Annotated in this window: 25 protein-coding genes and 1 riboswitch; all 25 genes read left to right on the forward strand. The window is 74.3% G+C overall.

Annotated features, from left to right (window positions below; genetic code table 11):
* Positions 1–111 precede the first annotated feature (111 nt).
* Positions 112–3,366 carry a carbamoyl-phosphate synthase large subunit gene (gene carB / locus VM324_08245; protein HVL99266.1) on the forward strand — a complete coding sequence of 1,085 codons (3,255 nt, stop codon included), beginning with the start codon at positions 112–114 and terminating at the stop codon, positions 3,364–3,366.
* An 85-nt stretch (positions 3,367–3,451) separates the two neighbouring features.
* Positions 3,452–4,351 carry a dihydroorotate dehydrogenase electron transfer subunit gene (locus VM324_08250; protein HVL99267.1) on the forward strand — a complete coding sequence of 300 codons (900 nt, stop codon included), beginning with the start codon at positions 3,452–3,454 and terminating at the stop codon, positions 4,349–4,351.
* On the forward strand, positions 4,348–5,340 hold the full coding sequence (locus VM324_08255) for a dihydroorotate dehydrogenase (protein HVL99268.1): 993 nt from the start codon (positions 4,348–4,350) through the stop codon (positions 5,338–5,340). The genes VM324_08250 and VM324_08255 overlap by 4 nt, the downstream gene beginning before the upstream one ends.
* A complete protein-coding gene (pyrF, locus tag VM324_08260; GenBank protein HVL99269.1) occupies positions 5,337–6,008 on the forward strand; it encodes an orotidine-5'-phosphate decarboxylase in 672 nt (223 codons plus the stop codon). Before VM324_08255 ends, pyrF begins: the two co-directional genes overlap by 4 nt.
* A gap of 164 nt (positions 6,009–6,172) precedes the next feature.
* The gene (gene mihF, locus VM324_08265) at positions 6,173–6,505 is read left to right on the forward strand and encodes an integration host factor, actinobacterial type (GenBank protein HVL99270.1); all 333 of its coding nucleotides are present in this window, start codon (positions 6,173–6,175) and stop codon (positions 6,503–6,505) included.
* Between the two features lie 7 nt (positions 6,506–6,512).
* Positions 6,513–7,067: a guanylate kinase gene (gene gmk / locus VM324_08270; GenBank protein HVL99271.1), complete on the forward strand. Its 555-nt coding sequence runs from the start codon at positions 6,513–6,515 to the stop codon at positions 7,065–7,067.
* The gene (gene rpoZ, locus VM324_08275) at positions 6,967–7,404 is read left to right on the forward strand and encodes a DNA-directed RNA polymerase subunit omega (GenBank protein ID HVL99272.1); all 438 of its coding nucleotides are present in this window, start codon (positions 6,967–6,969) and stop codon (positions 7,402–7,404) included. The genes gmk and rpoZ overlap by 101 nt, the downstream gene beginning before the upstream one ends.
* Positions 7,405–7,482: 78 nt before the next feature.
* The gene (gene coaBC, locus VM324_08280; GenBank protein ID HVL99273.1) at positions 7,483–8,712 is read left to right on the forward strand and encodes a bifunctional phosphopantothenoylcysteine decarboxylase/phosphopantothenate--cysteine ligase CoaBC; all 1,230 of its coding nucleotides are present in this window, start codon (positions 7,483–7,485) and stop codon (positions 8,710–8,712) included.
* A 67-nt stretch (positions 8,713–8,779) separates the two neighbouring features.
* The gene (gene metK, locus VM324_08285; GenBank protein HVL99274.1) at positions 8,780–9,976 is read left to right on the forward strand and encodes a methionine adenosyltransferase; all 1,197 of its coding nucleotides are present in this window, start codon (positions 8,780–8,782) and stop codon (positions 9,974–9,976) included.
* Positions 9,977–9,984: 8 nt separating this feature from the next.
* Entirely contained in the window at positions 9,985–11,898 is a 1,914-nt protein-coding gene (locus VM324_08290) for a hypothetical protein (protein HVL99275.1), read from the forward strand.
* A gap of 18 nt (positions 11,899–11,916) precedes the next feature.
* The gene (gene def / locus VM324_08295) at positions 11,917–12,471 is read left to right on the forward strand and encodes a peptide deformylase (GenBank protein HVL99276.1); all 555 of its coding nucleotides are present in this window, start codon (positions 11,917–11,919) and stop codon (positions 12,469–12,471) included.
* A 25-nt stretch (positions 12,472–12,496) separates the two neighbouring features.
* A complete protein-coding gene (fmt, locus tag VM324_08300) occupies positions 12,497–13,426 on the forward strand; it encodes a methionyl-tRNA formyltransferase (GenBank protein ID HVL99277.1) in 930 nt (309 codons plus the stop codon).
* The gene (locus VM324_08305) at positions 13,419–14,801 is read left to right on the forward strand and encodes a transcription antitermination factor NusB (protein ID HVL99278.1); all 1,383 of its coding nucleotides are present in this window, start codon (positions 13,419–13,421) and stop codon (positions 14,799–14,801) included. The genes fmt and VM324_08305 overlap by 8 nt, the downstream gene beginning before the upstream one ends.
* A 50-nt stretch (positions 14,802–14,851) precedes the next feature.
* Positions 14,852–14,968: riboswitch (FMN riboswitch) on the forward strand.
* Positions 14,969–15,065: 97 nt separating this feature from the next.
* Positions 15,066–16,073: a bifunctional diaminohydroxyphosphoribosylaminopyrimidine deaminase/5-amino-6-(5-phosphoribosylamino)uracil reductase RibD gene (gene ribD, locus VM324_08310; protein HVL99279.1), complete on the forward strand. Its 1,008-nt coding sequence runs from the start codon at positions 15,066–15,068 to the stop codon at positions 16,071–16,073.
* A 4-nt stretch (positions 16,074–16,077) separates the two neighbouring features.
* Complete coding sequence (locus tag VM324_08315; protein HVL99280.1) at positions 16,078–16,710, forward strand: riboflavin synthase; 633 nt, start codon at positions 16,078–16,080, stop codon at positions 16,708–16,710.
* A gap of 23 nt (positions 16,711–16,733) precedes the next feature.
* Entirely contained in the window at positions 16,734–17,963 is a 1,230-nt protein-coding gene (locus tag VM324_08320; GenBank protein HVL99281.1) for a bifunctional 3,4-dihydroxy-2-butanone-4-phosphate synthase/GTP cyclohydrolase II, read from the forward strand.
* 31 nt (positions 17,964–17,994) lie between these two features.
* Complete coding sequence (ribH, locus tag VM324_08325) at positions 17,995–18,456, forward strand: 6,7-dimethyl-8-ribityllumazine synthase (protein HVL99282.1); 462 nt, start codon at positions 17,995–17,997, stop codon at positions 18,454–18,456.
* Between the two features lie 16 nt (positions 18,457–18,472).
* Positions 18,473–19,255, forward strand: a complete 783-nt coding sequence (locus VM324_08330) for a prepilin peptidase (protein ID HVL99283.1) — start codon at positions 18,473–18,475, stop codon at positions 19,253–19,255.
* A 44-nt stretch (positions 19,256–19,299) separates the two neighbouring features.
* Positions 19,300–19,755 (forward strand): hypothetical protein, encoded by a 456-nt coding sequence (locus VM324_08335; GenBank protein ID HVL99284.1) that lies wholly within the window; start codon positions 19,300–19,302, stop codon positions 19,753–19,755.
* Positions 19,756–19,987: 232 nt separating this feature from the next.
* Positions 19,988–20,179 (forward strand): 50S ribosomal protein L35, encoded by a 192-nt coding sequence (gene rpmI, locus VM324_08340; protein ID HVL99285.1) that lies wholly within the window; start codon positions 19,988–19,990, stop codon positions 20,177–20,179.
* 30 nt (positions 20,180–20,209) lie between these two features.
* The gene (gene rplT / locus VM324_08345; GenBank protein HVL99286.1) at positions 20,210–20,566 is read left to right on the forward strand and encodes a 50S ribosomal protein L20; all 357 of its coding nucleotides are present in this window, start codon (positions 20,210–20,212) and stop codon (positions 20,564–20,566) included.
* Positions 20,567–20,573: 7 nt separating this feature from the next.
* Positions 20,574–21,368: an RNA methyltransferase gene (locus VM324_08350; GenBank protein HVL99287.1), complete on the forward strand. Its 795-nt coding sequence runs from the start codon at positions 20,574–20,576 to the stop codon at positions 21,366–21,368.
* Complete coding sequence (locus VM324_08355; protein HVL99288.1) at positions 21,365–22,462, forward strand: ATP-binding protein; 1,098 nt, start codon at positions 21,365–21,367, stop codon at positions 22,460–22,462. Before VM324_08350 ends, VM324_08355 begins: the two co-directional genes overlap by 4 nt.
* A 28-nt stretch (positions 22,463–22,490) precedes the next feature.
* Complete coding sequence (gene pheS, locus VM324_08360) at positions 22,491–23,516, forward strand: phenylalanine--tRNA ligase subunit alpha (protein HVL99289.1); 1,026 nt, start codon at positions 22,491–22,493, stop codon at positions 23,514–23,516.
* A gap of 14 nt (positions 23,517–23,530) precedes the next feature.
* A complete protein-coding gene (gene pheT / locus VM324_08365) occupies positions 23,531–25,966 on the forward strand; it encodes a phenylalanine--tRNA ligase subunit beta (protein ID HVL99290.1) in 2,436 nt (811 codons plus the stop codon).
* The last annotated feature ends 71 nt before the right edge of the window (positions 25,967–26,037 follow it).

Below are 26,037 nucleotides of genomic sequence, written 5' to 3' on the forward strand. Positions count from 1 at the left end.
ACTCGGGCCTCCTCGGGAGGGTGGGCGGGTAAGGCGACCGAAGCAGGGCACACGCCCCCCTCCCGAGGAGGCCCGAGTCGTCCAGAGCCGGGACGATGGAGGCGACACCTGATGCCGCGCCGCGACGACCTCCACACGATCCTCGTCCTCGGCTCGGGGCCGATCGTCATCGGGCAGGCGAGCGAGTTCGACTACTCCGGCGCGCAGGCGTGCAAGGTGCTCCGGCGGGAGGGCTACCGCGTCGTGCTCGTCAACTCGAACCCCGCGACGATCATGACCGACCCGGAGTTCGCCGACGCGACGTACGTCGAGCCGCTCACCCCGGAGTTCGTGACCAAGGTCATCGAGGTCGAGCGCCCCGACGCGCTCCTGCCGACGCTCGGCGGCCAGACGGGCCTCAACGTGGCGGTGCGGCTCGCGGAGACCGGCGTGCTCGACGCGGCCGGGATGGAGCTCATCGGCGCGGGGGTGGAGGCGATCCGGGTGGCCGAGGACCGTCGTGCGTTCTCGGCGGCGATGGGTGAGATCGGCCTCGACGTCGCCGCGTCCGGGCAGGCCACGAGCCTGGCGGAGGCGCAGGAGCTCGCCGACCGGTTCGGTTTTCCCGTCCTCGTGCGCGCCTCGTTCACCCTCGGCGGCGCGGGCAGCGGCATGGCCCGCGACCAGGACGACTTCGTCCGGCTCGTGGCCGAGGGGCTCGAGGCGAGCCCGATCGGGCAGGTCCAGATCGACGAGTCGCTCATCGGCTGGAAGGAGTACGAGCTGGAGGTCATGCGCGACGCCGCGGACAACCAGGTGGTCGTCTGTCCGATCGAGAACGTCGACGCGATGGGCGTGCACACCGGCGACTCCATCACTGTGGCGCCCGCGCAGACCCTGTCCGACGCGGAGTACCAGGTGATGCGCAACGCCGCGTTCGCGGTGATGCGCCGCGTCGGCGTGGCCACCGGCGGGTCGAACGTCCAGTTCGCCGTCAACCCCGTCGACGGCCGCATGACCGTGGTGGAGATGAACCCGCGGGTGAGCCGCTCGTCGGCGCTCGCGTCGAAGGCGACCGGGTTCCCGATCGCGAAGATCGCGGCGCTGCTCGCCGTCGGCTACACCCTCGACGAGATTCCCAACGACATCACCGCCGAGACGCTCGCCGCATTCGAGCCGTCGATCGACTACGTCGTGACGAAGATCCCACGGTTCAACTTCGAGAAGTTCCCCGACGCCGATCCCGTCCTCACGACAAGGATGAAGAGCGTCGGGGAGGTCATGGCCATAGGCCGGACGTTCAAGGAGTCGCTCGGCAAGGCACTGCGGTCGCTCGAAGACGGCGGCGCCGGGCTCGACGGTCGCGCCGAGCCCACCCGCGAGGGGCTCGCAACGCCCACCGCCGAGCGGATCCATCAGGTCGACGCGGCCCTGGAGCGCGGTTGGGACCCCGCCGAGGTAGCCGCGCTGTCCGGCTACGACCCCTGGTTCGTCGACCAGCTCGCGCAGATCGTCGAGCTCCGCGCCGAGCTGCGCGCCAGGGGGCTCGACCCGCGGATGCTGCGGCGCGCCAAGCGCGCCGGCATCTCCGACGCGACGATCGCCGCCCTGAGCGACCGCAGCGAGTCGGAGGTGCGCCAGCGCCGCCGCAGCCTCGGGATCGTGCCGGTATACAAGACCGTCGACACCTGCGCCGCCGAGTTCCCCGCCGCCACGCCCTACCACTACTCGACGTATGAGGAGGAGACGGAGGTCGCGGCGAGTGACGCCTCCCGGATCCTCATCCTCGGCGCGGGGCCGAACCGCATCGGGCAGGGCATCGAGTTCGACTACTGCTGCGTGCACGCGGTGTTCGCCCTGCGGGCGGCCGGCTACGAGACCGTCATGGTGAACTGCAACCCCGAGACGGTGTCCACCGACTACGACACCGCAGACCGCCTCTACTTCGAGCCGCTCACTCTCGAGGACGTCCTCGCCGTGCACGACGCAGAGCTCGCCGCGGTCGGCGGGGACCGGGACAAGCTGGGCGTGCTCGTCCAGCTCGGCGGCCAGACGCCCCTGAAGCTCGCGCGCGCGCTCGAGGCGGCCGGCGTGCGCATCCTCGGCACCCTGCCCGAGGCGATCGACCTCGCCGAGGACCGGGGCCGGTTCAACGCGGTGCTCGACGAGCTCGCCATCCCCCAGCCCGACGGCGGGGTCGCGGGCACGCTCGAGGAGGCGCGCGCGGTGGCGGCCCGGATCGGCTACCCCGTGCTCGTGCGGCCTTCGTACGTCCTCGGCGGGCGGGCGATGGCGATCGTCTACACCGACGAGCAGCTCGACGCCTGGCTGCGGGACAACGCGGCGGAGGGCACCATCCTCGTCGACCGCTTCCTCGAGGGTGCGGTCGAGGTCGACGTGGACGCGGTGTTCGACGGCGAGGAGCTCTTCGTCGGGGGCGTGATGGAGCACATCGAGGAGGCGGGGGTGCACTCGGGGGACTCCGCCTGCGTCCTGCCGCCCTACACCCTCGGCCGGGGCCAGCTTCGCCAGCTGCGCGAGTACACCGAGGCCATCGCGCGGGCGCTGCAGACCCGCGGCCCGCTGAACATCCAGTTCGCCATCCGCGACGACGCGATCTTCGTGCTCGAGGCGAACCCGCGCGCGAGCCGCACGGTGCCGTTCGTGTCGAAGGCCACCGGTGTGCCGCTGGCGAAGGCGGCGGCCCGGGTCATGGTCGGCGCGACGATCGCCGAGCTGCGCGGCGAGGGGCTGCTGCCCGAGCACGACATGGTGACCGGCCCGCTGCCGCGCCACGTCGCCGTGAAGGAGGCGGTGCTGCCGTTCAACCGCTTCCCCGGCGTCGACACCCGTCTCGGACCGGAGATGCGCTCCACCGGCGAGGTCATGGGCATCGACGCGGACTTCGGCGTCGCGTTCGCCAAGAGCCAGGCGGGCACCGGCGCGATGGTGCTGCCCGTCAAGGGCACGGTGTTCGCGTCGATCGCAAGCCGGGACAAGCGGGCGATGATCTTCCCGATCAAGCGGCTCGCCGAGCTCGGGTTCACCGTCCTCGCGACCGAGGGGACCGCGGAGACCCTGCGGCGCGCCGGCGTGCAGGCCGAGGTCGTGCGCAAGTACAGCGAGGGAAGCCCGAACGTCGTCGACCGCATCGAGGCCGGGCAGGTCGACCTCGTGCTCAACACCCCGGCCGGTTCGGGCCCGCGCGCGGACGGCTACGAGATCCGGACCGCGGCCGTCAGCCACGGGGTGCCGTGCGTGACGACCCTGTCCGGCATCCTCGCCGCCATCCAGGGGATAGAGGCGCTGCGCGCGGGAGCGATCGGGGTGCGGAGCCTGCAGGACTACCACCGTGACACGGTCGGACAGGCCGGCGGGAGACCGTGATGCGGACCTGCGGGCAACCGCGCGGCGGGACTAGAGTGACGCGCCACACCGAGGCGGCGCCCGGCGCCGGCGGAGGGGAGGGCCCGTGAGCTTCAGCAGCATCGTCAGCCGCGGCACGACGTCCTCCATCCAGGGTCGGGGCGAGGGGCCGGTGCGTGGCATGTGCGAGGTCCTCGCGTACCGCCGCATCGGCGCCTACCACTCGCTCACCTTCGTCGCGCCGGAGATCGCCGAGCGCACGGAGCCGGGCCAGTTCGTCTCCGTGGCCGTCGGCGCGAGCGGCGCGCTGCTGCGGCGTCCCTTCTCGGTGTTCGCGGTGAGCAAGCACGGCCCGTGGGCCGGAACGGTCGAGATCGTCTTCGACGTCGTCGGGGTCGGGACCCGGTGGCTCGCAGAGCGCTCGAAGCACGACGTCGTCGACCTCGTCGGACCGCTCGGTCGGCCCTTCCCCCTCCCGCAGAAGCCCGTCGGCTGCCTGCTCGTCGGCGGCGGCTACGGGGCGGCGCCCCTGCTCTACCTCGCCCAGCGTCTCCAGCAGCAGGGTCTGCGGACGGACATGGTCATCGGCGCCGCCACCTCCGAGCGGGTGTTCAACGCCATCGAGGCCAAGCGGCTGTCCGCCAGCGCGCGCTTCACCACCGAGGACGGCTCCCTCGGCACCCGCGGCGTCGTCACCGACGTGCTCGACGAGCTTCTCGACAGCTCGAGCGCCGAGGTGATCTACGCGTGCGGCCCCATGGCGATGCTCGCCGCCGTGGCCAGGCTCGCCCGCCGCCGGCAGGTGCCCTGCCAGGTGGCGGTCGAGGAGGCCATGGCCTGCGGCGTCGGGGTCTGCTGGACCTGCGTGCTGCCCTATCGGCGCAAGGGCGGCTGGGACAACCTGCGGGCCTGCATCGACGGACCCGTCTTCAACGCCGCGCGCATCGGGTGGGACCGCGTCGGCCGGCCCAGCGGTGCGTCACCCGACGCGGTGCGTGCCCCGTGACGGCGGCGGTGGACCCACAGCCGCCCCTGCGGCCCGACCAGGTCGACCTGTCCTGCGCGCTCGGACCCCTCGTCCTGGCCAACCCGCTCGTCACGGCGAGCGGCTGCTTCGCGAGCGGCCAGGAGATGCACCGCTTCTACGACGTGGCCCGGCTCGGCGCGGTGGTCGTGAAGTCGCTCACCCTCGAGCCGCGCCTCGGTCTGCCGACGCCGCGCATGGCGGAGACCCCGAGCGGCATGCTCAACGCCATCGGGCTGCAGAACCCCGGCATCGACCGGTGGCTCGCCGAGGACCTTCCGTGGCTGGAGGCCCACGGTGTGCCGACGATCGTGTCGATCGCCGGCAGGACGACGGCCGAGTACCGCCATGTCGCCGAGCGCCTCCGCGGGGCGCCGGGTGTGATCGCCGTAGAGGCGAACATCTCCTGCCCGAACGTGGAGGACCGCAACACCGTCTTCGCCTGCAAGGCGGATGCCACCCGCGACGCGGTCGCCCAGGTGGTCCGGGCGTCGAACGTACCGGTGTTCGCAAAGCTCACGCCCGACGTCACGGACATCACCGAGATCGCGGCGGCCGCGCAGTCCGCGGGAGCAGCGGGGGTGAGCGTCATCAACACCCTGCTCGGCATGGCCATCGACGTGGAGACCGCCCGGCCCCGGCTCGGCGCGGTGACCGGAGGCCTGAGCGGCCCGGCGATCAAGCCGGTCGCGATCCGTGCGGTGCACCAGATCCACCGCGCCCACCCCCACCTGCCGATCATCGGCATGGGCGGGGTCATGACGGTGCCCGACGTCGTCGAGTTCCTCCTCGCGGGGGCGAGCGCCGTTGCCCTCGGCACGGCCAACTTCGCCAACCCCCTCATCGGCCAGGAGCTGCTCGACGAGCTGCCCCGCTGGATGGCCGCCCGCGGCTACGCAAGCGTCGCGGACCTCACCGGGGCGCTCCAGCTCGGTGGCATCCGCGTCGCCGCGGTGGAGGGAGGGGCATGAACCCGCTCATCGCGGCGCTCGACACCGCCGACCTCGACCTGCTCGGCAAGCTCGCGGCGACGATCGGCCCGCACGTCGGCCACCTCAAGGTCGGCCTCGAGGCCTACACGGCCCACGGTCCCGCCGCGGTGGCCGCCGCGGCGGCCCACGCGCCGGTGTTCCTCGACCTGAAGCTCCACGACATCCCGACGACGGTGGCGCGGGCGGCGGCCGCCGCGGCTGGCCTGGGCATCGACCTGCTGACCGTGCACGCGTCCGGCGGGCCCGCGATGGTCGGCGCCGCCGTGGACGCCGCGCCGGGGGTCCGCGTGCTCGCCGTGACGGTGCTCACGAGCCTCGACGACGCCGCCCTCGCAGCGGTCGGCCAGCCCCCGGCAGCGGAGCAGGTGCCGCGCCTGGCCGCCATGGCGCGCGCGGCCGGCGCGGCCGGCATCGTGTGCGCTCCGGTGGAGGCAGCCGCGGTGCGTCGGGTGGTCGGCGCGGCCGCACTCGTGGTCACGCCCGGCATCCGCCTGCCCGGAAGCGACCACCACGACCAGGCCCGCGTCGCAACCCCCCGGCAGGCCCGCGAGGCGGGGGCGAGCCATCTCGTCGTCGGCAGGGCCCTCACGCAGTCCGACGACCCGGGCGGCGTGGCCCGCGCGGTCCTGGAGGACCTTCGTGGCTGACCCCGCCCTGGCGGCGCGGGCGCACCGCGCGGGGCCGCACAGGGGCTGCACGTTGACCGCCGTGGTCGTGCAGATAGGATGCGGGCCTTCCATCCCCCGCTGGTGCCGACACGGAGCCGCCGTCGCACTCGAGAGTCCCGACAGCCGCAGTAACCGGAGGCCGCATGCCGCTGCCCGAGTTGGATGACGAGGCCCGCCGCCAGGCCCTCGAGAAGGCCGCCGAGGCGCGCAAGGTCCGCGCCGAGCTGAAGCACCAGCTGAAGTCCGGGGAGATCGACTTCCGGGAGGTCCTCCGGCGCGCCGACGCCGACGAGGTGGTGGGCAAGACGAAGGTCGCAGCGGTGCTCGAGGCCATGCCCCGCCTCGGCAAGGTGCGCGCCCGCAAGCTCATGGAGCGGCTCGACATCTCCCCGTCCCGCCGGCTGCGGGGGCTCGGCGGCAACCAGCGTGAGCGGCTGCTCACCGAGTTCGAATCCGGACGGGAAGACGCGCTCTGACCCTTCCATGAGCGCCGGGCGCGTCTGCGTCATCAGCGGTCCGAGCGGCGTGGGCAAGGGCACGGTCGTGCGCGCCCTGCGCCGACGCCTTCCCGACCTCGACCTGTCCGTGTCGGCGACGACCCGGCCGCGGCGGCCGGGCGAGGTCGACGGGGTGCACTACCGCTTCCTGTCGCCGGGAGCCTTCGACACGCTCGTCGCCGACGGTGGCCTGCTCGAGTGGGCGGAGTTCTCCGGCTGGCGCTACGGGACCCCCGCCGGGCCGGTGCGCGACGCCCTGGGGGCAGGGCGCACGGTCGTGCTCGAGATCGACGTCCAGGGCGCCCGTCAGATCCGCGACCGGTTGCCCGACGCGACCCTCGTCTTCCTCGCACCCCCCGACCTCGCGACGCTGCGGCGGCGCTTGGAGAGCCGTGGGACCGAGAGCCCCGACGCGATCGCCGCACGACTTCACACGGCGCGTGCGGAGCTCGGCGAAGCCCGCTGGTTCGACCACGTCGTCGTCAACGACGACGTCGACACGGCAGCCGACACCATCGCTCGTATACTTGGAGGTCCTTAGCAGAGGAGGGCCCGTCATCGCCAGAATCGACGATCTGCTCGACAAGGTGGACAGCAAGTACACGCTCGTCCACCTCGCCGCGCGCCGCGCTCGGGAGATCAACAACTACTACCACTCCCTCGGCGAGGGCCTCGGGCAGTACACGCCCCCGCTCGTGGAGCAGGTCGACTCGAACAAGCCGCTGTCGATCGCCCTGGAGGAGATCGCCGCCGGCAAGATCGTCGTCCAGATGGTGGGCGACGCCCGGCAGACCGCGGAGGAGCTGCTCGGCGGCGCGGAGGCGGGCGAGGCCCAGATCCTTTCCCTCGACACCGAGGGCGAGGACGAGGATCGCTGACGGCGGCGCGAGCGACTCGCGCCTGGGCAGCGCTCGCGGCCGACGCGGCTCGGCCGCCTCGAGGTGACCGGACAGGGCATGGACGCGGACGGCCGGCAGGGGGTGCTCGCGGGTCGCCACGTCCTGCTCGGCGTGTCCGGCGGGATCGCCGCGTACAAGGCCGCGGCCCTGGCCCGCGCGCTCGTCCGCGCGGGGGCGACCGTGCAGCCGGTGCTCACCGCGGGGGCCGCCGAGTTCGTCGGGCCCGCGACCTTCGAGGGGCTGACCGGACGACCGGCGTACACCGGGGTCTTCACCGACGCGCACCGCATCCTCCACGTCCGCCTCGCCCGCGAGGCCGACGTGGCGGTGTTCGCCCCGGCGACGGCCAACCTCCTGGCCAAGTTCAGCCTCGGGCTGGCCGACGACCTCGTCTCGTCGGTCTTCGCGTGCCTGACGTGCCCGGTCGTCGTCGCACCGGCCATGCACACGGAGATGTGGCTGCACCCCGCGACGCAGGCGAACGCGGAGGTGCTGCGGGTCCGCGGCGCCCGGCTCGTCGGACCCGCCGAGGGGGAGCTCGCCGGGGGGGACAGCGGGCCGGGGCGGCTCGCCGACGTCGACGACATCCTCGCGGCCGTGGTCGCCGCGCTCCGCCCGCCCGCCGGGCCCCTGTCCGGACGCGGCGTGCTCGTGACCGCCGGGGGGACCCGCGAGCCCCTCGACCCCGTGCGGTTCATCGGCAACCGCTCGAGCGGCAAGATGGGCTACCGCCTGGCGGAGGAGGCCGCCCGCCGTGGCGCCGTCGTGGACCTCGTCGCCGGCCCGACGGCGCTCGCCGACCCTCCCGGCGTCACGGTCCACCACGTCGAGACGGCCGAGGAGATGCGCGAGGCGGTGCTCCGCCTCGTCGACAAGGCCGATGTCGTGCTCAAAGCCGCCGCCGTCGCCGACTTCCGGCCGGTGACGCGCGCGGCCGAGAAGGTCAAGAAGGAGTCGGAGCGGCTGCTCACCGTCCGCCTGGAGCGCACGCCCGACATCCTGGCCGAGCTCGGGCGGGAGGGGAGCGGCAAGGTGCTCGTGGGCTTCGCCGCGGAGACGGCCCTCGCGGAGGAGCACGGCCGGGAGAAGCTGCACCGCAAGGGCCTCGACCTCATCGTCGTCAACCGGGTCGACGCCTCCGACGCCGGTTTCGACGTCGACACCAACCGGGCGCTGCTGCTGTCCGCCGACGGCGAGCGCACCGAGGTGCCGCTCACGACGAAGGCGCAGCTTGCGGCGCTCATCTGCGACCGGGTCCAGGCGCTGCTCGCCGGACGGTCGGACTAGCGGGCCGGCCGCCGTCTACACTCCTGCCCTGAGCCGTCGTGGTCGCACGAAGGGACTGTCGCCACCCATGAGTCGTCGCTGGCTGTTCACGTCCGAGTCGGTCACCGAGGGCCACCCCGACAAGGTCGCCGACCAGATCTCCGACGCGGTCCTCGACGCGGTCCTCGAGGGCGACCCCAACCCCGACGCCGCCCGGGTCGCCTGCGAGACGCTCGTGACCACGGGGATGGTCGTCGTCGCGGGGGAGATCAGCACCGAGACCTACGTCGACATCGCCCGCGTCGCGCGCGACACCGTCAAGGGGATCGGCTACGACCGCGCGGGGGCGGGCTTCGACGGCGACACGTGCGGCGTCATGGTCGCCATCGACGAGCAGTCGCCGGACATCGCCGGGGGGGTCGACTCCTCCTACGAGGCCCGGCACGCGGACCTGCGCGACGACCTCGACGCGCTCGGCGCGGGCGACCAGGGCATGATGTTCGGCTTCGCGTGCACCGAGACCGACGCGTTCATGCCCCTGCCGATCCACCTCGCGCACCGGCTCGCGGAACGGCTCGCGGCGGTCCGCAAGGGTGGCGTCGTTCCCTACCTGCGCCCCGACGGCAAGACGCAGGTGACCGTCGAGTACGAGGGGCTGCGGCCCGTGCGGATCTCACGCATCCTCATCTCCACCCAGCACCAGCCCGACGTCGACACCGACACGCTTCTGCGGCCGGACCTCCTCGAGCACGTCGTCGAGCCGATGATCCCCCCCGGCCTCGACTGGGACCCGGCTGAGGCACTCGTGAACCCCTCGGGCAAGTTCGAGCTCGGGGGCCCGCAGGCCGACGCGGGGGTGACCGGCCGCAAGATCATCGTCGACACCTACGGCGGCATGGCCCGCCACGGTGGGGGCGCGTTCAGCGGCAAGGACTCCACCAAGGTCGACCGCTCCGCCGCGTACGCCGCCCGGTGGGTGGCCAAGACCATCGTCGCGGCGGGGCTCGCCGAGCGGGCCGAGCTCCAGCTCGCCTACGCCATCGGCGTCGCCCGCCCCGTGTCGATGTCGCTCGAGACCTTCGGCACCGAGACCCATGACGCCGACAAGATCCTCGCGGGCGTGAAGGAGGTCTTCGACCTGCGGCCCGCCGCGATCATCCGCGACCTCGATCTGCGCCGCCCGATCTTCCGCGCGACTGCGACCTACGGGCACTTCGGCCGCGACGGGTTCAGCTGGGAGCGCACCGACCGCGCCGAGGACCTGCGCTCCGCCGCCGGCGCGTAGCCGGGATCATGACCGGCCCGCGGTATGCGCGGGTGATCGTCGACGTCGCCCCGGCGCACCTCGACCGGCCCTTCGACTACCGGATCCCCGACGGCATGCGTGTCGTCCCGGGCCGGCGCGTCCGCGTCACGTTCGCTGGGCGGCGCCGCGCCGGCTGGGTCCTCGACGTCGTCGACCGGACCGAGGCCGACAACGTCCGCGAGCTCGACGCGGTGGTCGGCGAGGTCACCTGGTTCGACGCCGACGACCTCCGGCTCTACCGGTGGGTCGCCGACCGTTATGCCGGCACGCTCGCCGACGTGCTCCGTCATGCGCTGCCGGCCCGCGTCGCCGCCGTCGAGGCGGAGGCGCTGCGCTGGCCGGAGGCGCAGCCCGCGCCCGCGGCGGCGCGGCCACCGTGCCCCGGACCGGCCTGGCGCGTCTACGGCGCGTCGGCCCTGCTCCGGGCGGCGAGCGCGGCGCTGCCCCGCCGCGACCCCTCCGCGTTCGCATGGCGCGTGCTGCCCGGTGACGACCGCGCCGCGATGGCCGCTGACCTCGTCGCCCGCTGCCTCGCCGCCGGGCGGGCGGCGGTCGTCCTCGGCCCCGACCCCTCCAGCCCGCTGCCGAGCGCGGCGCTGGAGGTGGCGGCGGAGGCCGGCGCGGACTGGCGCGGCGGCGACGAGCGGAGCCGCTTCCGCGCCTTCCTGCGAGCCCGCAGCGGCCACGCGCGCGTGGCGGTCGGGGAGCGCTCGGCGGTCTTCGCCCCTGTCCGGGACCTCGGCCTCGTCATCGTGGACGACGAGGCCAACCCCGCCTACAAGGAGCGGCGCAGCCCCCGCCACCACGCCCGCGAGGTCGCCCTGGCCCGCGCGCGCCTGGCCGGCGCGACCTGTGTGCTGCTCACCGACCTGGCGAGCGCCCCGCTCGTGCGCCTCCTCGAGGCCCGTCATGTCACCCTCCTCACCGCCGACCGGGGCACCGAGCGTGCGCGCGCGCCCCGCGTCGACGTCGTCGACCTCGCCGACCCGCGACCGGGCTCCCGGCGTGCCCGCTTCTCCGCGCGTGCGGCGCGCGCCCTCACCGACACGGTCCGCAGCGGCGGCGCGGCCGTCGTGCTGGCGGCCCGCGGGGGGCAGGGGGCGGCCCTGGCCTGCCGCGGCTGCCGCCGCCGGCTCGGCTGCCCCGTCTGCGAGAGCGCCCTGCGGGTGGCCCGCGGCGAGGAGTCCGCCGGCTCCTGGGAGTGCGCGACGTGCGGCTGGGCGGGCCCCGCCTTCCCGTGCCCCGACTGCGGTGACCGCCGCAGCGCGCCGCTGGCGGCGGGCGCCGGGCGCTTCGCCGCGGAGCTCGCCCGCAGTCACCCCGACGCCGAGGTGGTGCGCATGGAGGGGTTCGACGCGCCGGGGCCCCGCACCCGCCCGGCGATCGCGGTGATGACCCGGGGCAGCGTCGTCGCGCACCCCGCCTGGCTCGCCGGCCTGGCGGCCGACGTGGTCGTGCTGCCCGACGCCGACGCGATGGTGAACCGGGCGAGCCTCGACGCGGGTGAGGACGCCCTGCGGCTGTGGCTCGCAGTCGGGCGGTGGACGCGGCGCATCGTCGTGCAGACCCGCGAGCCCACGCATCCCGCGGTGCAGGGGCTCGTGCGGTGGGACCCCGAGGGCTACTGGGTGGGCGAGTCCGAGCGCCGCCGGGCGCTGCGCTACCCACCGCACACCTCACTCGTGCGCGTCACCGCTGCGGGCGACGCTCCGGCGGTCGCCGAGGAGCTGCGGACGGGCCTGCCGGACGGGGCGGAGGTGCTCGGCCCGGACCTCCAGGGCGTCCTGCTCGTGAAGACCCCGTCGCTGCGTGGCACGCTTGACGCTTTGAAGCCGCTCCGCCACGCCTGGGCTAAGGCGGGGCGACGGGTCCGCATCGACGTCGACCCCGTGAGCACCTGAGGAGAGGGAAAGCCACCCATGGCCGTTCTGCCGATCCGCATCTTCGGTGACCCGATCCTCCGCGAGCGCGCCGCGGAGGTGACCCGGTTCGACGAGGCGCTCGCGCGGTTGGCCGACGACATGCTCGACACGCTGCGTGCCGCCGCCGGAGCGGCGATAGCGGGCAACCAGGTCGGGGTGCTGAAGCGGCTGTTCGCCTTCGAGCTGCACCACGAGGAGTCCGCGGTCGACCGGGGCGTCTACGTCAACCCGGAGGTCCTCGAGACCTCCGAGGAGGTCCAGGAGGGCGAGGAGGGCTGCCTGTCCTTCCCCGGGCTGTTCTACCCCACCAAGCGCCCGCTGTGGGCGCGGATCACGGCCCGTGACGTCCACGGCGAGGCGCTCGAACGAACAGGTGAGGGCATCGTCGCGCGCATGTTCCTCCACGAGATCGACCACCTCAACGGCATCCTCTTCATCGACCATCTCGCCCGCCACGACCGCAAGGACGCGATGCGCCGCATACGTTCGGGCGAGCTCGACGACCCCGGTGCGGCTGCCCGTGCGGCGGCCTCTGACCGGCCGGCGGTCTAGGCGTGGACCGACCACGCCTCGGCTCGTGAGCGGCGGGCCGGTGCGGATAGCCTTCTTCGGCACCCCGGCGCCCGCCGTGCCCGCGCTCACGGCGTTCGTCGACGACCCCGCCGTCGAGGTCGCCGCCGTGGTGACCAACCCCGACCGCCCCGCCGGCCGCGGCTACAAGCTCACACCCTCACCGGTGAAGACCGCCGCCCAGGATGCCGGCATCCCCGTGTGGCAGCCGGTCAAGGCGCGTGAGGTGCGCGACGACCTTCGGCGGCTCGACGTCGACGCCTGTGCCGTCGTTGCCTACGGCGCGCTGCTGCCCGAGGACGTGCTCGCCGCCGGAGGGGCGGGCTTCGTCAACCTCCACTTCTCGCTGCTGCCCGCGTGGAGGGGCGCGGCGCCCGTCGCCCACGCGATCCTGCACGGCGACACGGAGACGGGGGTGACCTGCTTCGTGCTCGAGGCGGGCATGGACACCGGGCCGGTCCTGCTCGCCGAACGCACGGCGATCCACGAGGGGGAGACCGCCGGTGAGCTGACCGCACGACTGGCGCGCATCGGCGCGCCCCTGCTCGTCGCCGCGGTGCGCGGGCTCGTCGACAGGTCGATCGACCCGATGCCGCAGGACCACGACCGGGCGACGTACGCGCCGAAGATCAACCCCGACGACGCCCGGCTGGACTGGCGGGGGGACGCCGTCGCGCTCCACAACGCCGTCCGGGCGTTCAACCCCGTCCCCGGGGCGCACACCACCTTCGCCGGCGAGCGCCTGAAGGTGCACCGTGCGATCCCCGTGGAGGGCTCCGGCGACCCAGGGGTCGTCACCGTGACCGGCGAGGGGCCGGTCGTGGCCTGTGCGTCGGGCGCGCTGCGCCTTGACGAGGTGCAGCCGGCGGGCAGGCCGCGGATGAGCGGGGCGGACTTCGCCAACGGCTACCGTCCGGGCGGGCAGCGACTTGGCTGACGCCACGCCGGCCCCCGACACGCCGGACGCGGCCGGGGGCGGGATCGGGCTCGCCTCGCGGCGGGCGGCGTGGCGGGCGGTGCGCCGGGTTCACGCCGAGGGGGCCTGGTCGCCGCCGGCGGTCGCCGCGGCGCTGCGCAGCGGCCGGCTCGGTGACCGCGACCGCGCCTTCGCCGCGAACCTCGCCTACTCGACCCTGCGCTGGGAGGGCACGCTCGACTGGGCGCTCTCCCACGTCGTGCGCCGGCCGCTCGCCGACATCGAGCCCGAGGTGCTCGACGTGCTGCGTGTCGGCGCCTGGCAGCTGCTGCAAGGCAACGTCCCCGACCGGGCGGCGGTCGGCACGTCGGTGGAGCTGGCCCGTGCCGAGGTCGGCGCGCGGGCGACCGGGTTCGTCAACGGGGTGCTGCGAGCCCTGGCACGCAAGGCCCCGGCGCTGCCATGGCCCGCGGGCGACGAGGGGCTCGCCCTGCGACTGGCCTATCCCGCGTGGGCCGTCGCCGAGGCACGCCGGCGCTTCGGCAGCCGTGCCGAGGCGGTGCTCGAAGCGGGCAACGCCGCGCCCGGCCTTACGCTGCGCGCGGTCGGCGACCGCGACGCGCTCGTCGCCGAGCTGCGAGCGGCCGGGTACGACGCGCAGCCCGGCGGGCGCGCGCCGGAAGCGGTGCGGGTGCCCGGCGCGGACCCGGGCGCCGTCGCCGCCGTCGCCGAGGGCCGTGCGACCCCCCAGGACGAGGCCTCGATGCTCGTCGTTCGCGCGCTCGTCGAGACCGTCCTCGACGCGGGCGAGCGGGTACCTGCCGACTGGACGGTGCTCGACGCGTGCGCCGCCCCCGGAGGCAAGAGCACCCACCTCGCGCAGCTCGGCGCGCACGTCATCGCGACCGACCTGCGGCCCACCCGGGCGGCGCTCGTCGCGAAGGCGGCGCGGCACCTCGCCCTCGCCGAGCGGGTCCGGGTCGCCGTGGCGGACGCCGCCGTCCCCCCGTGGCGGCCCGGGTCGTTCGAGGCGGTGCTCGTCGACGCGCCGTGCACCGGCCTCGGCGTCGTGCGGCGGCGCCCGGAGCTGCGCTGGCGGCGGGCTCCCGGAGACCCGCGGCGGCTCGGGGAGCTCCAGCTGCGGCTGCTCGAGTCCGCGTCGACGCTCGTGGGGCCCGGCGGGCGCCTCGTCTACAGCGCCTGCACGTGGCCGGCGGCCGAGACCGTCGAGGTCACCACCGCGTTCCTCGCCGCCCACGGCGACCGGTTCGCGCCCGCGGACCTGTCCGCCGTGCTCGGCGCCCCGGCCCAGGCCGGCGACCCCGGGGTGCAGCTCACCCCCGACGCCGACGGCGTCGACGGCATGTACGTCGCGGCCTTCACCCGCCGGTCCTGACGCCCGGGGCCGCCACGCGGTGGGCGGCGGCTGCGCTGGTAGGCTGGCACCGGCGCTTTCGGGGCAGGGTGCAATCCCCGACCGGCGGTAGAGCCCGCGAGCCCCCCGGGGCAGATCCGGTGTGATTCCGGAGCCGACGGTGACAGTCCGGATGGAAGAAGGCGCGCGGTCGCTCAGCCGCGAGATGACTGAACGGCCGGCCTCGCATGCTCCGAGCGACGCCCGGGTGACCCGACGGCACAAGCGAGGAGGCAGGCAGGCGGCATGGCCGGTGACGACGAGCGCTGGATGCGCCGGGCCCTCGCCCTGGCCGAGCGCGGGCGGGGCACCACGTCGCCTAACCCGCTCGCGGGGTGCGTGCTCGTGCGGGAGCGCACCGTTGTCGGCGAGGGGTTCCACGCCGTCGCGGGCGGACCGCACGCCGAGGTGGAGGCGCTCGACACCGCCGGGGAGCTCGCCGCGGGGGCGACCGCCTACGTCACGCTCGAACCGTGCGACCACCACGGGCGCACGGGCCCGTGCTCGCAGGCGCTGCTCGACGCCGGTGTGAGCCGTGTCGTCGCCGCCATCGCCGACCCGCACCCGCAGGCCGGCGGCGGCGCCGACCGGCTGCGCGCCCGGGGCGTGGACGTGGAGGTCGGCGTCTGCGCGGACGCGGCGGCCCGGCAGAACGAGGTGTTCCTCCACGGCCTCGCGCACGCCCGGCCCTTCGTGATCCTCAAGGCGGCGATGAGCATCGACGGGCGCATCGCCGCGCCCGACGGCACCTCGCAGTGGCTCACGGGAGAGGCGGCACGCGCGCGTGCCCACGCCCTGCGCGCCGAGGTCGACGCCGTCCTCGTCGGCTCGGGCACGGTCCTCGCCGACGATCCGCTGCTCACCGTCCGCCTGCCCGGCCACGACGGCCCCCAGCCGCTGCGGGTCGTCCTCGACCGCAGGGGCCGGGTGCCCGCGGTCGCGCGCGTTCTCGACGGCACCGCCCCGTCGCTCGTGCTCGACACCGATCCCGCGGGGACCTGCAAGGCGCTGTGGGACCGCGACGTACGCAGCGTCCTCGTCGAGGGGGGCGCACAGGTGGCGGCGGCCTTCCTCGACGCGGGGCTCGTCGACAAGCTCGTCGTCCACCTCGCGCCGCTGATGCTCGGTTCCCGGGCACGCCCGCTCGTCGAGTCCGGCCCTTCCACGCTCACCGAGGCCTCCCGCTGGACCCTCGCCGACGTCGATCACGCCGGCGACGACGTGATCCTGACCTACTACCCCGGCGAGGCGTAGCGCGATGTTCACCGGCATCGTCGAGGAGCTCGGCACGGTCCGCGCCGTAGGTGCGGGTCGGTTGGCGATCGCTTGCCGCGACGTGCTCGAGGGGCTGCGTACCGGCGACTCGGTGAGCGTGAACGGCGTCTGCCTCACCGCCACGCGGGTGGACCGCGACGGCTTCTCCGCCGACGTCATGGGCGAGACGCGGACGCGCAGCGCCCTCGGCGACCTCGACGCCGGCGCACCCGTCAACCTCGAGCGGGCGCTCGCGGCCGGCGCCCGTCTCGGCGGCCACCTCGTGCAGGGCCACGTCGACGCGGTCGCGGAGGTGCTCGCCGTCGAGGAGCGCGACGGCGACCCCGGGGCCAGCCCGTGGACGCTCATGCGGATCGGCCTGCCGCCCGCCGTCGCGCCCTACGTCGTCGAGAAGGGCTCGATCACCGTGGACGGCGCGTCGCTCACGGTCACGGCGCTGCAGGAGCGCTCCTTCGCCGTCGGCCTCATACCGCACACGCTTGCGGTGACGGTCCTCGGCCGGCGGCTGCCGGGCGACCGGGTGAACCTCGAGGCCGACGTCGTCGCGAAGTACGTCGAGCGCCTGCTCCAGGCCGGCATGGCAACCCCCTATGCGCAACGCGCCGAAGGCTCGTAGCCCATCCCGGAGGGATCTCGGAGATGTTCGCCCCCATCGAGGACGCCGTCGCCGCGGTCGCGCGCGGTGAGATGGTCGTGGTCGTCGACGACGCCGACCGCGAGAACGAGGGCGACCTCGTCATGTCCGCCGACGCGGTCACCGCCGCCGACATCGCCTTCTTCGTCCGGCACACCTCAGGGGTCATCTGCCTCGCGATGACCGGCGAGCGCCTCGACGAGCTCGAGATCCCGCTCATGGTGCGCACGAACACCGACAAGAAGGGGACCGCGTTCACCGTGTCGGTCGACGCGCGGCAGGGGACGTCGACGGGCATCTCGGCCGCGGACCGGGCGGCGACCATCCGCGCGCTCGTCGATCCGGCGACGCGCCCCGACGACCTGGCGCGGCCCGGGCACATCTTCCCCCTGCGCTACCAGCCGGGCGGGGTTTTGAGGCGGGCGGGGCACACCGAGGCGGCGGTGGACCTCGCGCGCCTCGCCGGGCACAGCCCCGCCGGGGTGCTGTGCGAGGTGGTCAACGACGACGGGACGATGGCGAGGCTGCCGGACCTCCGGCGGTTCGCCGATCGTCACGGCCTGCTGGTCGTGTCGATCGCCGACCTCATCGCCCACCGCAGGCGGCACGAGCAGCTCGTGCACCGGGTGGTGGAGGCGGCGATCCCGACGCCGTTCGGGCCGTTCACCGCGGTCGGCTACGAGTCGGAGATGGACGGCTACCAGCACGTCGCACTGCTGCGCGGCGAGCCGCAGGGCAAGGGGAACGTGCTTGTCCGGATGCACTCGGAGTGCCTCACCGGCGACGTCTTCGGCAGCCTGCGGTGCGACTGCGGGACGCAGCTGCGCGACGCGATGCGCAAGATCGCCGAGGAGGGTGAGGGCGTCGTCGTCTACATCCGCGGCCACGAGGGCCGGGGGATCGGCATCATGCACAAGCTGCACGCCTACAAGCTGCAGGACGGCGGTGCCGATACCGTGGAGGCGAACATCGAGCTCGGTTTCCCCGCCGACTCGCGGGACTACGGGACGGGGGCGCAGATCCTGGTAGACCTCGGGCTGTCGACGCTGCGGTTGCTGTCGAACAACCCGGCCAAGCGCGCCGGGCTGGAGGGCTACGGGTTGCGCATCGTCGAGCGGGTGCCGCTCGAGACGACGCCGACCGACGAGAACCTGCGGTACCTGCAGACGAAGCGCGACAAGCTCGGCCATGAGCTCGCAGCGCTCGAGGCCACGATCGAGCAGGTGGGGGAATGACCAACGGCCACGGTGGTGTGGAGGGAGACCGATGAAGGTGCACGAGGGATCGCTGGACGCGTCCGGACTGCGCATCGGGCTCGTGGCCGCGCGTTTCAACGAGACGGTGGTCCGCCGGCTCGTCGACGGGGCGGTGGACTGCCTGCGCCGCCACGGCGCGTCGGAGGACGACATCGAGCTCGCCTGGACGCCGGGGGCCTACGAGCTGCCGGCCGTGGTCCGGCGGATGGCCGGGACGGGCCGGTTCGATGCCCTCGTGGCCCTCGGCTGTGTGATCCGCGGCCGGACGCCGCACTTCGACTACGTCGCCGGCGAGGCCGCCCTGGTCGGCCGGGTGGCCGCGGAGACCGGCGTTCCGGTCACCTTCGGGGTTCTCACCACCGAGGACTCCGACCAGGCGGCCGAGCGGTCCGGGGGCAAGCTCGGCAACAAGGGCTGGGACGCCGCCCAGGCCGCCATCGAGACCGCTCGCCTGCTCGCGGACCTGAAGTAGGCGGGGACGCGCGGCCATGGATCTCGTCGTGGTGGGGCTCTGCTTCGTGTTCGGGCTCGCGTTCGGGTCGTTCGCGAACGTCGTGATCCACCGCGTGCCACGGGACGAGTCGCTGGTCAAGCCCCCGAGCGAGTGCCCGAAGTGCGCGACACCGCTGCAGTGGCGGGACAACATCCCGATCGTGTCCTGGCTGCTGCTGCGGGGCAGGTGCCGGCACTGCGGTGAGCCGATCAGCGCGCGCTACCCGCTCGTCGAGCTCGCCACCGGCCTGCTGTTCGCGGGCGTCGGCGCGCGGTTCGGGCTCGACTGGGCGTTGCCGGGATTCCTGCTGTTCGCGTGGACGCTTTTCGTTCTCGCAGTCATCGACGCGCACACGCGCAAGATCCCCAACCGCCTCACCTACCCGCTCACCCCGGTGCTGCTGGCGCTCATCGTGTCCGCGGCCCTCCTGCACGGTCAGCCAGGCTGGGCCCTGCGTGCCGTGCTCGGGGGAGTCGCGGCGTTCCTCGTGCTGCTCGCGATGGCGCTGGCCAACCCGCGTGGCATGGGTATGGGCGACGTGAAGCTCGCGGCGTTCATCGGCATCGGTCTCGGCTACCTCGGCTGGGGCCACGTGGTGCTCGGGGTGTTCGCGGGGTTCCTGTTCGGCGGCGTCGTTGCGATCGCGCTGATCGTCGTCCGCGCCCGCGGCCGCAAGGACGTCATCCCGTTCGGGCCCTACCTCGCGGCGGGCGCTCTCGTCACCGTGCTCGTCGGCGGACCGCTCATCGACGGTTACCGGAGCATGCTCGGCCTCTAAGATGGGCACGCCTCATGCAGCCAGGGCGGTGAAAGGACGAGCAGGTGTCGGACCCGAGGAGCCAGCGCGCGGACCAGCCCACGGAGCAGGAGCTGCAGGCGTATCTCGAGCAGCTGCGCGCGGCGGACGCCGCCGAGATCGTGGCGCAGGCCTACACCATGCTGGGCACCGGGGCGGAGGTGAAGCTCGGGCGCTCCGACGCCCGCGTGCTCATCGACGCCATGGGGGCGCTGGCGGAGTCGGCGGCGGGCGCCCTCGACGGCGACCTCGTGGAACGCATGCGCAACGGTGTCGTCCAGCTGCAGACGGCGCAGGTGCAGGCGGAGCGCCGGTCGGGCGCGGGCGCCCCCGCAGGTGGCGGTGCCGCGACGCCGCCCCCGGCGGCGGCGGGTGCGCCGGCCCAGGGACCGCAGCCCCAGGGACCGCAGCCGCAGGGGAAGGAGCCGGGCGGGCAGTCGATGACCGAGCGGCTCTGGATCCCCGGGCGGGAGCCCCGCTGAACGCTGCTACACTCGCGGGCACGTGCGAAGTGGAAGCGGCCAGGCTTTCCACCCGGCGGGCCTCGACGGACGGCGCTGAACCCGGCTGGTGCCGAGTTCACCGGAGCTGACGAGGACCCAGACCGGGTACGACAGGCGGGCAGGTCGCGCTGCCCCCGTTCCCGGCCGCTGCCCTTGGCGCAGCGGCCGTTCGCGTTCCGCGGACCCGACGCACGACGATCAAGGACACACGATGCCGAAGCAGAAGACGCACTCCGGTGCCAAGGACCGCTTCCGGGTGACGAAGACCGGAAAGGTCCTGCACCGGCGCATGAACCGCAACCACATCCTCGAGAAGAAGTCGAGCAGGCGCAAGCGCCGGCTCTCGCGCGACGGCCAGCTCACCGGCGGTGACGCGCAGCAGATCAAGAAGCTCCTGCGCTAGTCCGCCCCCACCCCTCAAGGAGCATCCGTCATGGCCCGCATCAAGCGTGGGGTCCACAGCCGCAAGCAGCGCCGCACGGTGCTGAACCGTGCGAAGGGCTTCCGCGGCGCCCGCAGCCGCCGGTACCGCGTCGCCAACGAGGCGGTGATGCACGCCGACCGCTACGCCTACCGGGACCGTCGCGCCCGCAAGGGCGACTTCCGCAAGCTGTGGATCCAGCGCATCAACGCCGCCGCTCGCATGGAGGGCCTGTCCTACAGCCGGTTCATAAACGGGCTGAAGCGCGCAGAGGTCGAGGTCGATCGCAAGGTGCTCGCGGACCTCGCCGTGCGCGACCCGGCGGCGTTCTCCGAGCTCGTCACGGTGGCGAAGAACGCCCTGGACTGACGCCGTCATGGCGGTCGTCACGAGCGTCGACAACGCCGCGGTCAAGGCAGCGCGCAAGCTCGCCCGCCGGCCGGCCCGCGACGCCGCCGGGGCCTTCCTCGTCGAGGGCCCCCAGGCGGTCCGCGAGGCGCTTGGCCACCTCACGCAGCTGTTCGTGACCGACCCCGGCGCGGAGCTGGCCGTGCACGCCCGCCAGGCAGGGGTCGCGGTCACGCAGGTCAGCGACCGCGTGCTGGCCGCCCTTGCGGACACCGTCACGCCACAGGGCGTCGTCGGCGTCGCCGAGCTCCCCGCGCTCGACCTCGCCGACGCGCTCGCGGGGGCCCGTCTCGCCGTCGTTTGCTGGCGGGTCGCCGACCCCGGCAACCTCGGGACCGTGCTGCGAACGGCCGACGCGGGGGGCGCCGACGCGCTCGTCTGCACGGCGGGCAGCGTCGACCCGCGCAACCCCAAGGCCGTCCGGGCCTCGGCGGGTTCGCTCTTTCACCTGCCGGTGGTGACCGACGCCGACCCCGGCGGCGTGCTCGCGGCCTGCCGCGCGCACGGGCTGCAGGTGGTCGCCGCCGACGCCGGCGGGCCTGTGCCCCACACCGCCGTCGACTTCACCGCGCCGACGGCGCTCCTGCTCGGCAACGAGGCGCACGGTCTGCCCGGGGAGGCGCTGGCCGGCGCCGACGTCGTCGCCTCCGTGCCGATCCTCGGGCGCGCCGAGTCCCTCAACCTCGCCGCGGCGGCGGCCGTGATCGTGTACGAGGCGGCCCGCCAGCGCGGGCGGCCGGCAAAGGCCCGGCCATGTCGATGAGCGCCGCGCCGGACGCGGCGATGCTCGACTGGTTGCCCGACCCGACGGTCGTGGTGGGCCCGGACGGTCGGATCGTCGCGTGCAACCGCCTCGCGAACCGGCTGGCGGGCAGCGAGCTGACGGGCAAGCCCGCGGACGAGGTGCTCGCCCTCACCGACGAGGCCGGACGGGACTGGTGGACCTGCGCCCGGCCGCTCGAGGCCGACCCGCGCCTCGCGCCCCGCATCCCGGAGACCGATCTCGAGCTGCAGGTCGACGAGGAGCGCACCCGCCCGGTGACGCTCGTTGCGGCCCGCGTCCAGGCCGACGACGGTTCCGTGCACCTGCTCGTCTCACTGCGCCGGGCGGAGCGCCGCCGGCGTCTCGACGCCGCACGCAGCGACCTCGTGTCGACGGTCAGCCACGAGATCCGCTCCCCGCTCACGAGCGTGAAGGGGTTCACGAAGACCCTGCTCGCGAAGTGGGACCGCTTCACCGACGACCAGAAGCGCCAGATGCTCGCGACGGTCAACGACGACGCGGACCGGGTGACGCGGCTGCTCGGCGAGCTGCTCGACGTGAGCAGGATCGACGCGGGCCGTCTGCGCCTGCGCCGCCAGCTCATCGACATCGGAACGGTCGTCGGCCGGGTCGTCGACCGCTTCGCGGTGGCCGACCCGCGCGGCCGGGTCGCCGTCGCGTTGCCCGACGGGATGCCGCAGCTGTACGCCGACCCCGACAAGATCGACCAGGTCGTCACGAACCTCGTCGAGAACGCGCTGAAGTACAGCGACGGCCCCGTGCAGGTGCGTGGGGTCGTGCGCACCGACGAGGTGGAGATCAACGTGAGCGACGAGGGTCCCGGCATCGCCGCCGAGCACCTCGAGGAGATCTTCACGAAGTTCTTCCGCCGGTCGGGGGAGCGGCGCTCCGGCACGGGCCTCGGCCTCTACATCGCGAAGGGGATCGTGGAGGCGCACGGCGGGCGCCTGTGGGCGACGAGCGCGGTGGGGCAGGGCTCACGCTTCTCGTTCACGCTGCCGCGGGGTGGTCTGGGGCTTGTCGGGCTGCCCGTACCGGGGGCGGCTCGCCGCGTCGAGGAGACCCGCACGTGAGGCGGCACGGGGGTAGGGTCCTTTCACCGTGACCGACATCGCCACCGACATCGCCCGCATCCGCGACGAGGGGCTCGCCCGGCTGCGCACCGCGCGGACCCTCGATGAGCTCGACGCGGCCCGCAGCGCGGCCCTCGGCAAGCGCAGCGAGCTGACTGCCGTGCAGCGCAGCCTCGGGACGATGGGCACGGACCAGCGGCGCACGGTCGGGGCGGAGGTCAATGCCGCGCGCGCACTGCTCACCGACGCGGAAGCGGTCCGGCGCGCCGAGCTCGAGGCGGAGCGCGACCGGGTCACCCTCGCCGCGGAGCGCATCGACGTGACCCTGCCCCCGCGGGTGCCGACCCGGGGAGGCCTCCACCCCGTCTTCGAGACGATGGAACGGCTGACCGACATCCTCGTGGGTCTGGGCTACCGGGTCGCCGAGGGCCCCGAGGTTGAAACGGAGTGGCACAACTTCGACGCGCTCAACGCCCCACCGGACCACCCGGCCCGCTCGCTGCAGGACACCATCTACGTCGAGCGTCTCGACGGGACGGCGCGCCCCGACGGCATCACCGGTGTGCTCCTGCGCCCGCAGACCTCACCGATGCAGATCCGGACGATGCTCGCCGAGCAGCCGCCGATCTACGTCGCCATCCCGGGGCGGGTCTACCGCGCCGACACCGCCGACGCCACGCACCTGCCGATGTTCCACCAGGTCGAGGGTCTGGCCGTGGACACCGACCTGTCCTTCGCCGACCTGAAGGGCAGCCTGGTCGTCGCGGCGCGGGCGCTGCTCGGCGAGGGCGTGCGTCTTCGCTTCCGCCCGCACTACTTCCCGTTCACCGAGCCGTCCTGCGAGCTTGACGCCTGGAACGGCGACCGGTGGATGGAGGTGCTCGGCGCGGGCATGGTGCATCCGAACGTCCTGCGCGCCGGCGGCCTCGACCCCGAGCAGTTCCGGGGGTTCGCCTGGGGCATGGGGGTCGACCGTATGGCGATGCTCCGCCACGGCATCAGCGACCTGCGCCTGCTCGTCGAGAACGACCTCCGGTTCCTCGCGAGCGTGTAGGCGGAGGACGACCGGTGCGCGTACCCCTTTCGTGGCTCTCCGACTTCGTGGACATCACGCTGTCCGCCGAGGACCTTGCCGAGACCCTCACCGTCGGGGGGCTGCAGGTGGAGGCCATCGAGCGGCCCAGCGCCGGGGCGCGTGGCGTGGCGGTCGCCGAGGTGCGGTCGGTGGAGAAGGTAGCGGGAAGCGACAAGCTCCACCTCGTCGAGGCCTTCGACGGCACCGACACCCTCGAGGTGGTATGCGGCGCGGCGAACTACGGGCCGGGCGACCGGGTCGCCTGGGCCAAGCCCGGCGCGACCCTGCCGGGGGGCGTGGAGATCGGCCGCAGGCAGCTGTTCGGGGTGACCTCCAACGGCATGCTCGCGAGCCCCCGCGAGCTCGGCGTCGGCGACGACCATCGCGGCATCTGGGTCCTCGAGCGCGACGCCCCGCTCGGTGCGGACGTCGCCGAGTGGCTGGGGCTCGACGATGCCGTCCTCGTCCTCGAGGTCACCCCTGACCGGGGTTACGCGCTGTCGCTGCACGGCCTGGCCCGCGACCTCGCCGCACTCACCGGCGCGGACCTGCACCTTCCTGCACTGCCCTCGGAGCGCCCGGCGGGCGCCGGCCCGCCGCCCCATCCCGTCCCCGTCACGATCGCCGACCCCGACCGCTGCCGGCGCTTCGACGCCCGCACGATCGGGGGGGTCGAACCGGGACCGTCCCCGGCGTGGCTGCAGCGCCGCCTCGCCGCGGCGGGCATGCGCCCGGTGTCCAACCTCGTCGACGCGACGAACGCCGTGATGCTCGAGACCGGCAACCCCACGCACGCCTACGACCTCGCGCTCCTCGCCGGCCCGGCGATCGAGGTGCGCACCGCGCGGGCGGGGGAGCGCCTGCGCACCCTCGACGGGGTGGACCGCGACCTGGATGCCGACGACCTGCTCATCTGCGACGCCGACGGGCCGATCGCGCTCGCGGGCGTGATGGGCGGCGAGGCGACGGAGATCAACCCGGCCACCCGTGACGTGCTCGTCGAGGTGGCGAACTTCGACGCGTGCAGCGTCCTGCGCACCGCCCGGCGCCACGGCCTCCACACGGAGGGGTCGCGGCGCTGGGAGAAGACCGTGCCGCCCGAGAGCGTGCCGGTCGCCGCCGACCGCTGCGTCGAGCTCGTCACCGCCACGGCCGGGGGCGGGGTGGGCGCCCAGGCCGACCACTACCCGAATCCGCCCGAGCGCCCCGTCATCCGGCTGCGGCCCCCGCGGGCCTGCGCCCACCTCGGGGTGGACCTCACCGCAGCGGACCAGGCGGCGCTGCTCGAGGCCATCGACTGCGCGGTCACGCCGGCGGGCGTCGACCTCGACGTCACGCCGCCCGCGTACCGGCCCGACCTGCGCCTCGAAGCCGACCTCTACGAGGAGATCGCCCGTCTCCACGGGTACGGGCGCGTACCCGAGCGGGTGCCGTCCACCGGCCAGGTCGGCCGGCGCACCCCCGAGCACGACGCGCGCCGCGCGCTGCGCGGCGCGCTTGCCGGCGGCGGATGGACGGAGGTCATGCCGTTCCCGTTCATCGCCGACGCCGACATCGACAGCCTCGCACTCGACCCCGACGACCGCCGGCGGCGCACGATCGCGCTCGTCAACCCGCTGTCGAAGGAGGAGTCGGTGCTCCGTACGACGTTGCTGCCCGGGCTGCTGCGCGTCGTGCGCCACAACGTCAACCGGCAGACGCCCGACGTGGCGGTCTTCGAGGTCGGCCACGTGTTCCTCGAGCCGACGCCGGAGCAGCCGGGAGCCGACGGCGGACCCGACGGCACGGTGCTGCCCGCCGAGCCGATCATGCTCGGGCTCGCGGCCTGCGGCGCGTTCGTCCCGGCCCGCCACGACCGCCCGGCCCGGGACGCGGACCTGTTCGACCTGCTCGGCGCCGTCGAGCTCGTCCTGCGCACCCTCGGCCGGTCGGGACTCGACGCCACGCGCACCGCCGAGCCGCCCTTCCACCCGGGGCGTGCCGCGCGGCTGCGCGTCGGCGGCCGCGACGTCGGTGTCGCCGGCGAGCTCCACCCGCGGGTGGCGGCGGCGTTCGAGGTGCCGCCCCGCACGCTCGTGGCGGAGCTCGACCTCGCGCCGATCCTCGCCGGCGGGGTCCGGCCCCGCCACGCCGTCGTCCCGTCACCGCTGCCGGGGCTGCGCTTCGACGTCGCCGTCGTCGTCGACGAGGACACCTCCGCGGCGGCGGTCGAGGCCGCGGTGCGCGCGGGCGCCGGCGCGCGGGTGACCGCGGTGACATTGTTCGACGTCTACCGCGGCGCGCAGCTCGGTGAGGGCCGCAAGAGCCTCGCCTACACCGTGCTTCTCGACGACCCCGAGCGCCAGCTCACCGACACCGACGAGGCGCAGGCCATCGACGCCATCGCGCGCGCGGTCGGCGACGCCGTCGGCGGCACCCTCCGCCGGTAGCCGGCCGGCGGGGAGCCGGGTCGCCATGGTCGCCGCACCGTGCGGACACGGCCCAGGCGGCCCCGGGCCTT

The organism is Egibacteraceae bacterium, assembly GCA_035540635.1.
Taxonomy (GTDB): domain Bacteria; phylum Actinomycetota; class Nitriliruptoria; order Euzebyales; family Egibacteraceae; genus DATLGH01.

Coding starts and splice junctions, on each gene's coding strand:
- VM324_08320 (HVL99281.1), top strand. CDS start 16,734: ATGTTCGCCCCCATCGAGGACGCCGTCGCCGCGGTCGCGCGCGGTGAG.
- def (HVL99276.1), top strand. CDS start 11,917: ATGGCCGTTCTGCCGATCCGCATCTTCGGTGACCCGATCCTCCGCGAG.
- carB (HVL99266.1), top strand. CDS start 112: ATGCCGCGCCGCGACGACCTCCACACGATCCTCGTCCTCGGCTCGGGG.
- pyrF (HVL99269.1), top strand. CDS start 5,337: ATGAACCCGCTCATCGCGGCGCTCGACACCGCCGACCTCGACCTGCTC.
- coaBC (HVL99273.1), top strand. CDS start 7,483: ATGGACGCGGACGGCCGGCAGGGGGTGCTCGCGGGTCGCCACGTCCTG.
- ribH (HVL99282.1), top strand. CDS start 17,995: ATGAAGGTGCACGAGGGATCGCTGGACGCGTCCGGACTGCGCATCGGG.
- ribD (HVL99279.1), top strand. CDS start 15,066: ATGGCCGGTGACGACGAGCGCTGGATGCGCCGGGCCCTCGCCCTGGCC.
- VM324_08355 (HVL99288.1), top strand. CDS start 21,365: ATGAGCGCCGCGCCGGACGCGGCGATGCTCGACTGGTTGCCCGACCCG.
- rpmI (HVL99285.1), top strand. CDS start 19,988: ATGCCGAAGCAGAAGACGCACTCCGGTGCCAAGGACCGCTTCCGGGTG.
- rplT (HVL99286.1), top strand. CDS start 20,210: ATGGCCCGCATCAAGCGTGGGGTCCACAGCCGCAAGCAGCGCCGCACG.
- metK (HVL99274.1), top strand. CDS start 8,780: ATGAGTCGTCGCTGGCTGTTCACGTCCGAGTCGGTCACCGAGGGCCAC.
- VM324_08315 (HVL99280.1), top strand. CDS start 16,078: ATGTTCACCGGCATCGTCGAGGAGCTCGGCACGGTCCGCGCCGTAGGT.
- VM324_08330 (HVL99283.1), top strand. CDS start 18,473: ATGGATCTCGTCGTGGTGGGGCTCTGCTTCGTGTTCGGGCTCGCGTTC.
- mihF (HVL99270.1), top strand. CDS start 6,173: ATGCCGCTGCCCGAGTTGGATGACGAGGCCCGCCGCCAGGCCCTCGAG.
- VM324_08290 (HVL99275.1), top strand. CDS start 9,985: ATGACCGGCCCGCGGTATGCGCGGGTGATCGTCGACGTCGCCCCGGCG.
- VM324_08350 (HVL99287.1), top strand. CDS start 20,574: ATGGCGGTCGTCACGAGCGTCGACAACGCCGCGGTCAAGGCAGCGCGC.
- gmk (HVL99271.1), top strand. CDS start 6,513: ATGAGCGCCGGGCGCGTCTGCGTCATCAGCGGTCCGAGCGGCGTGGGC.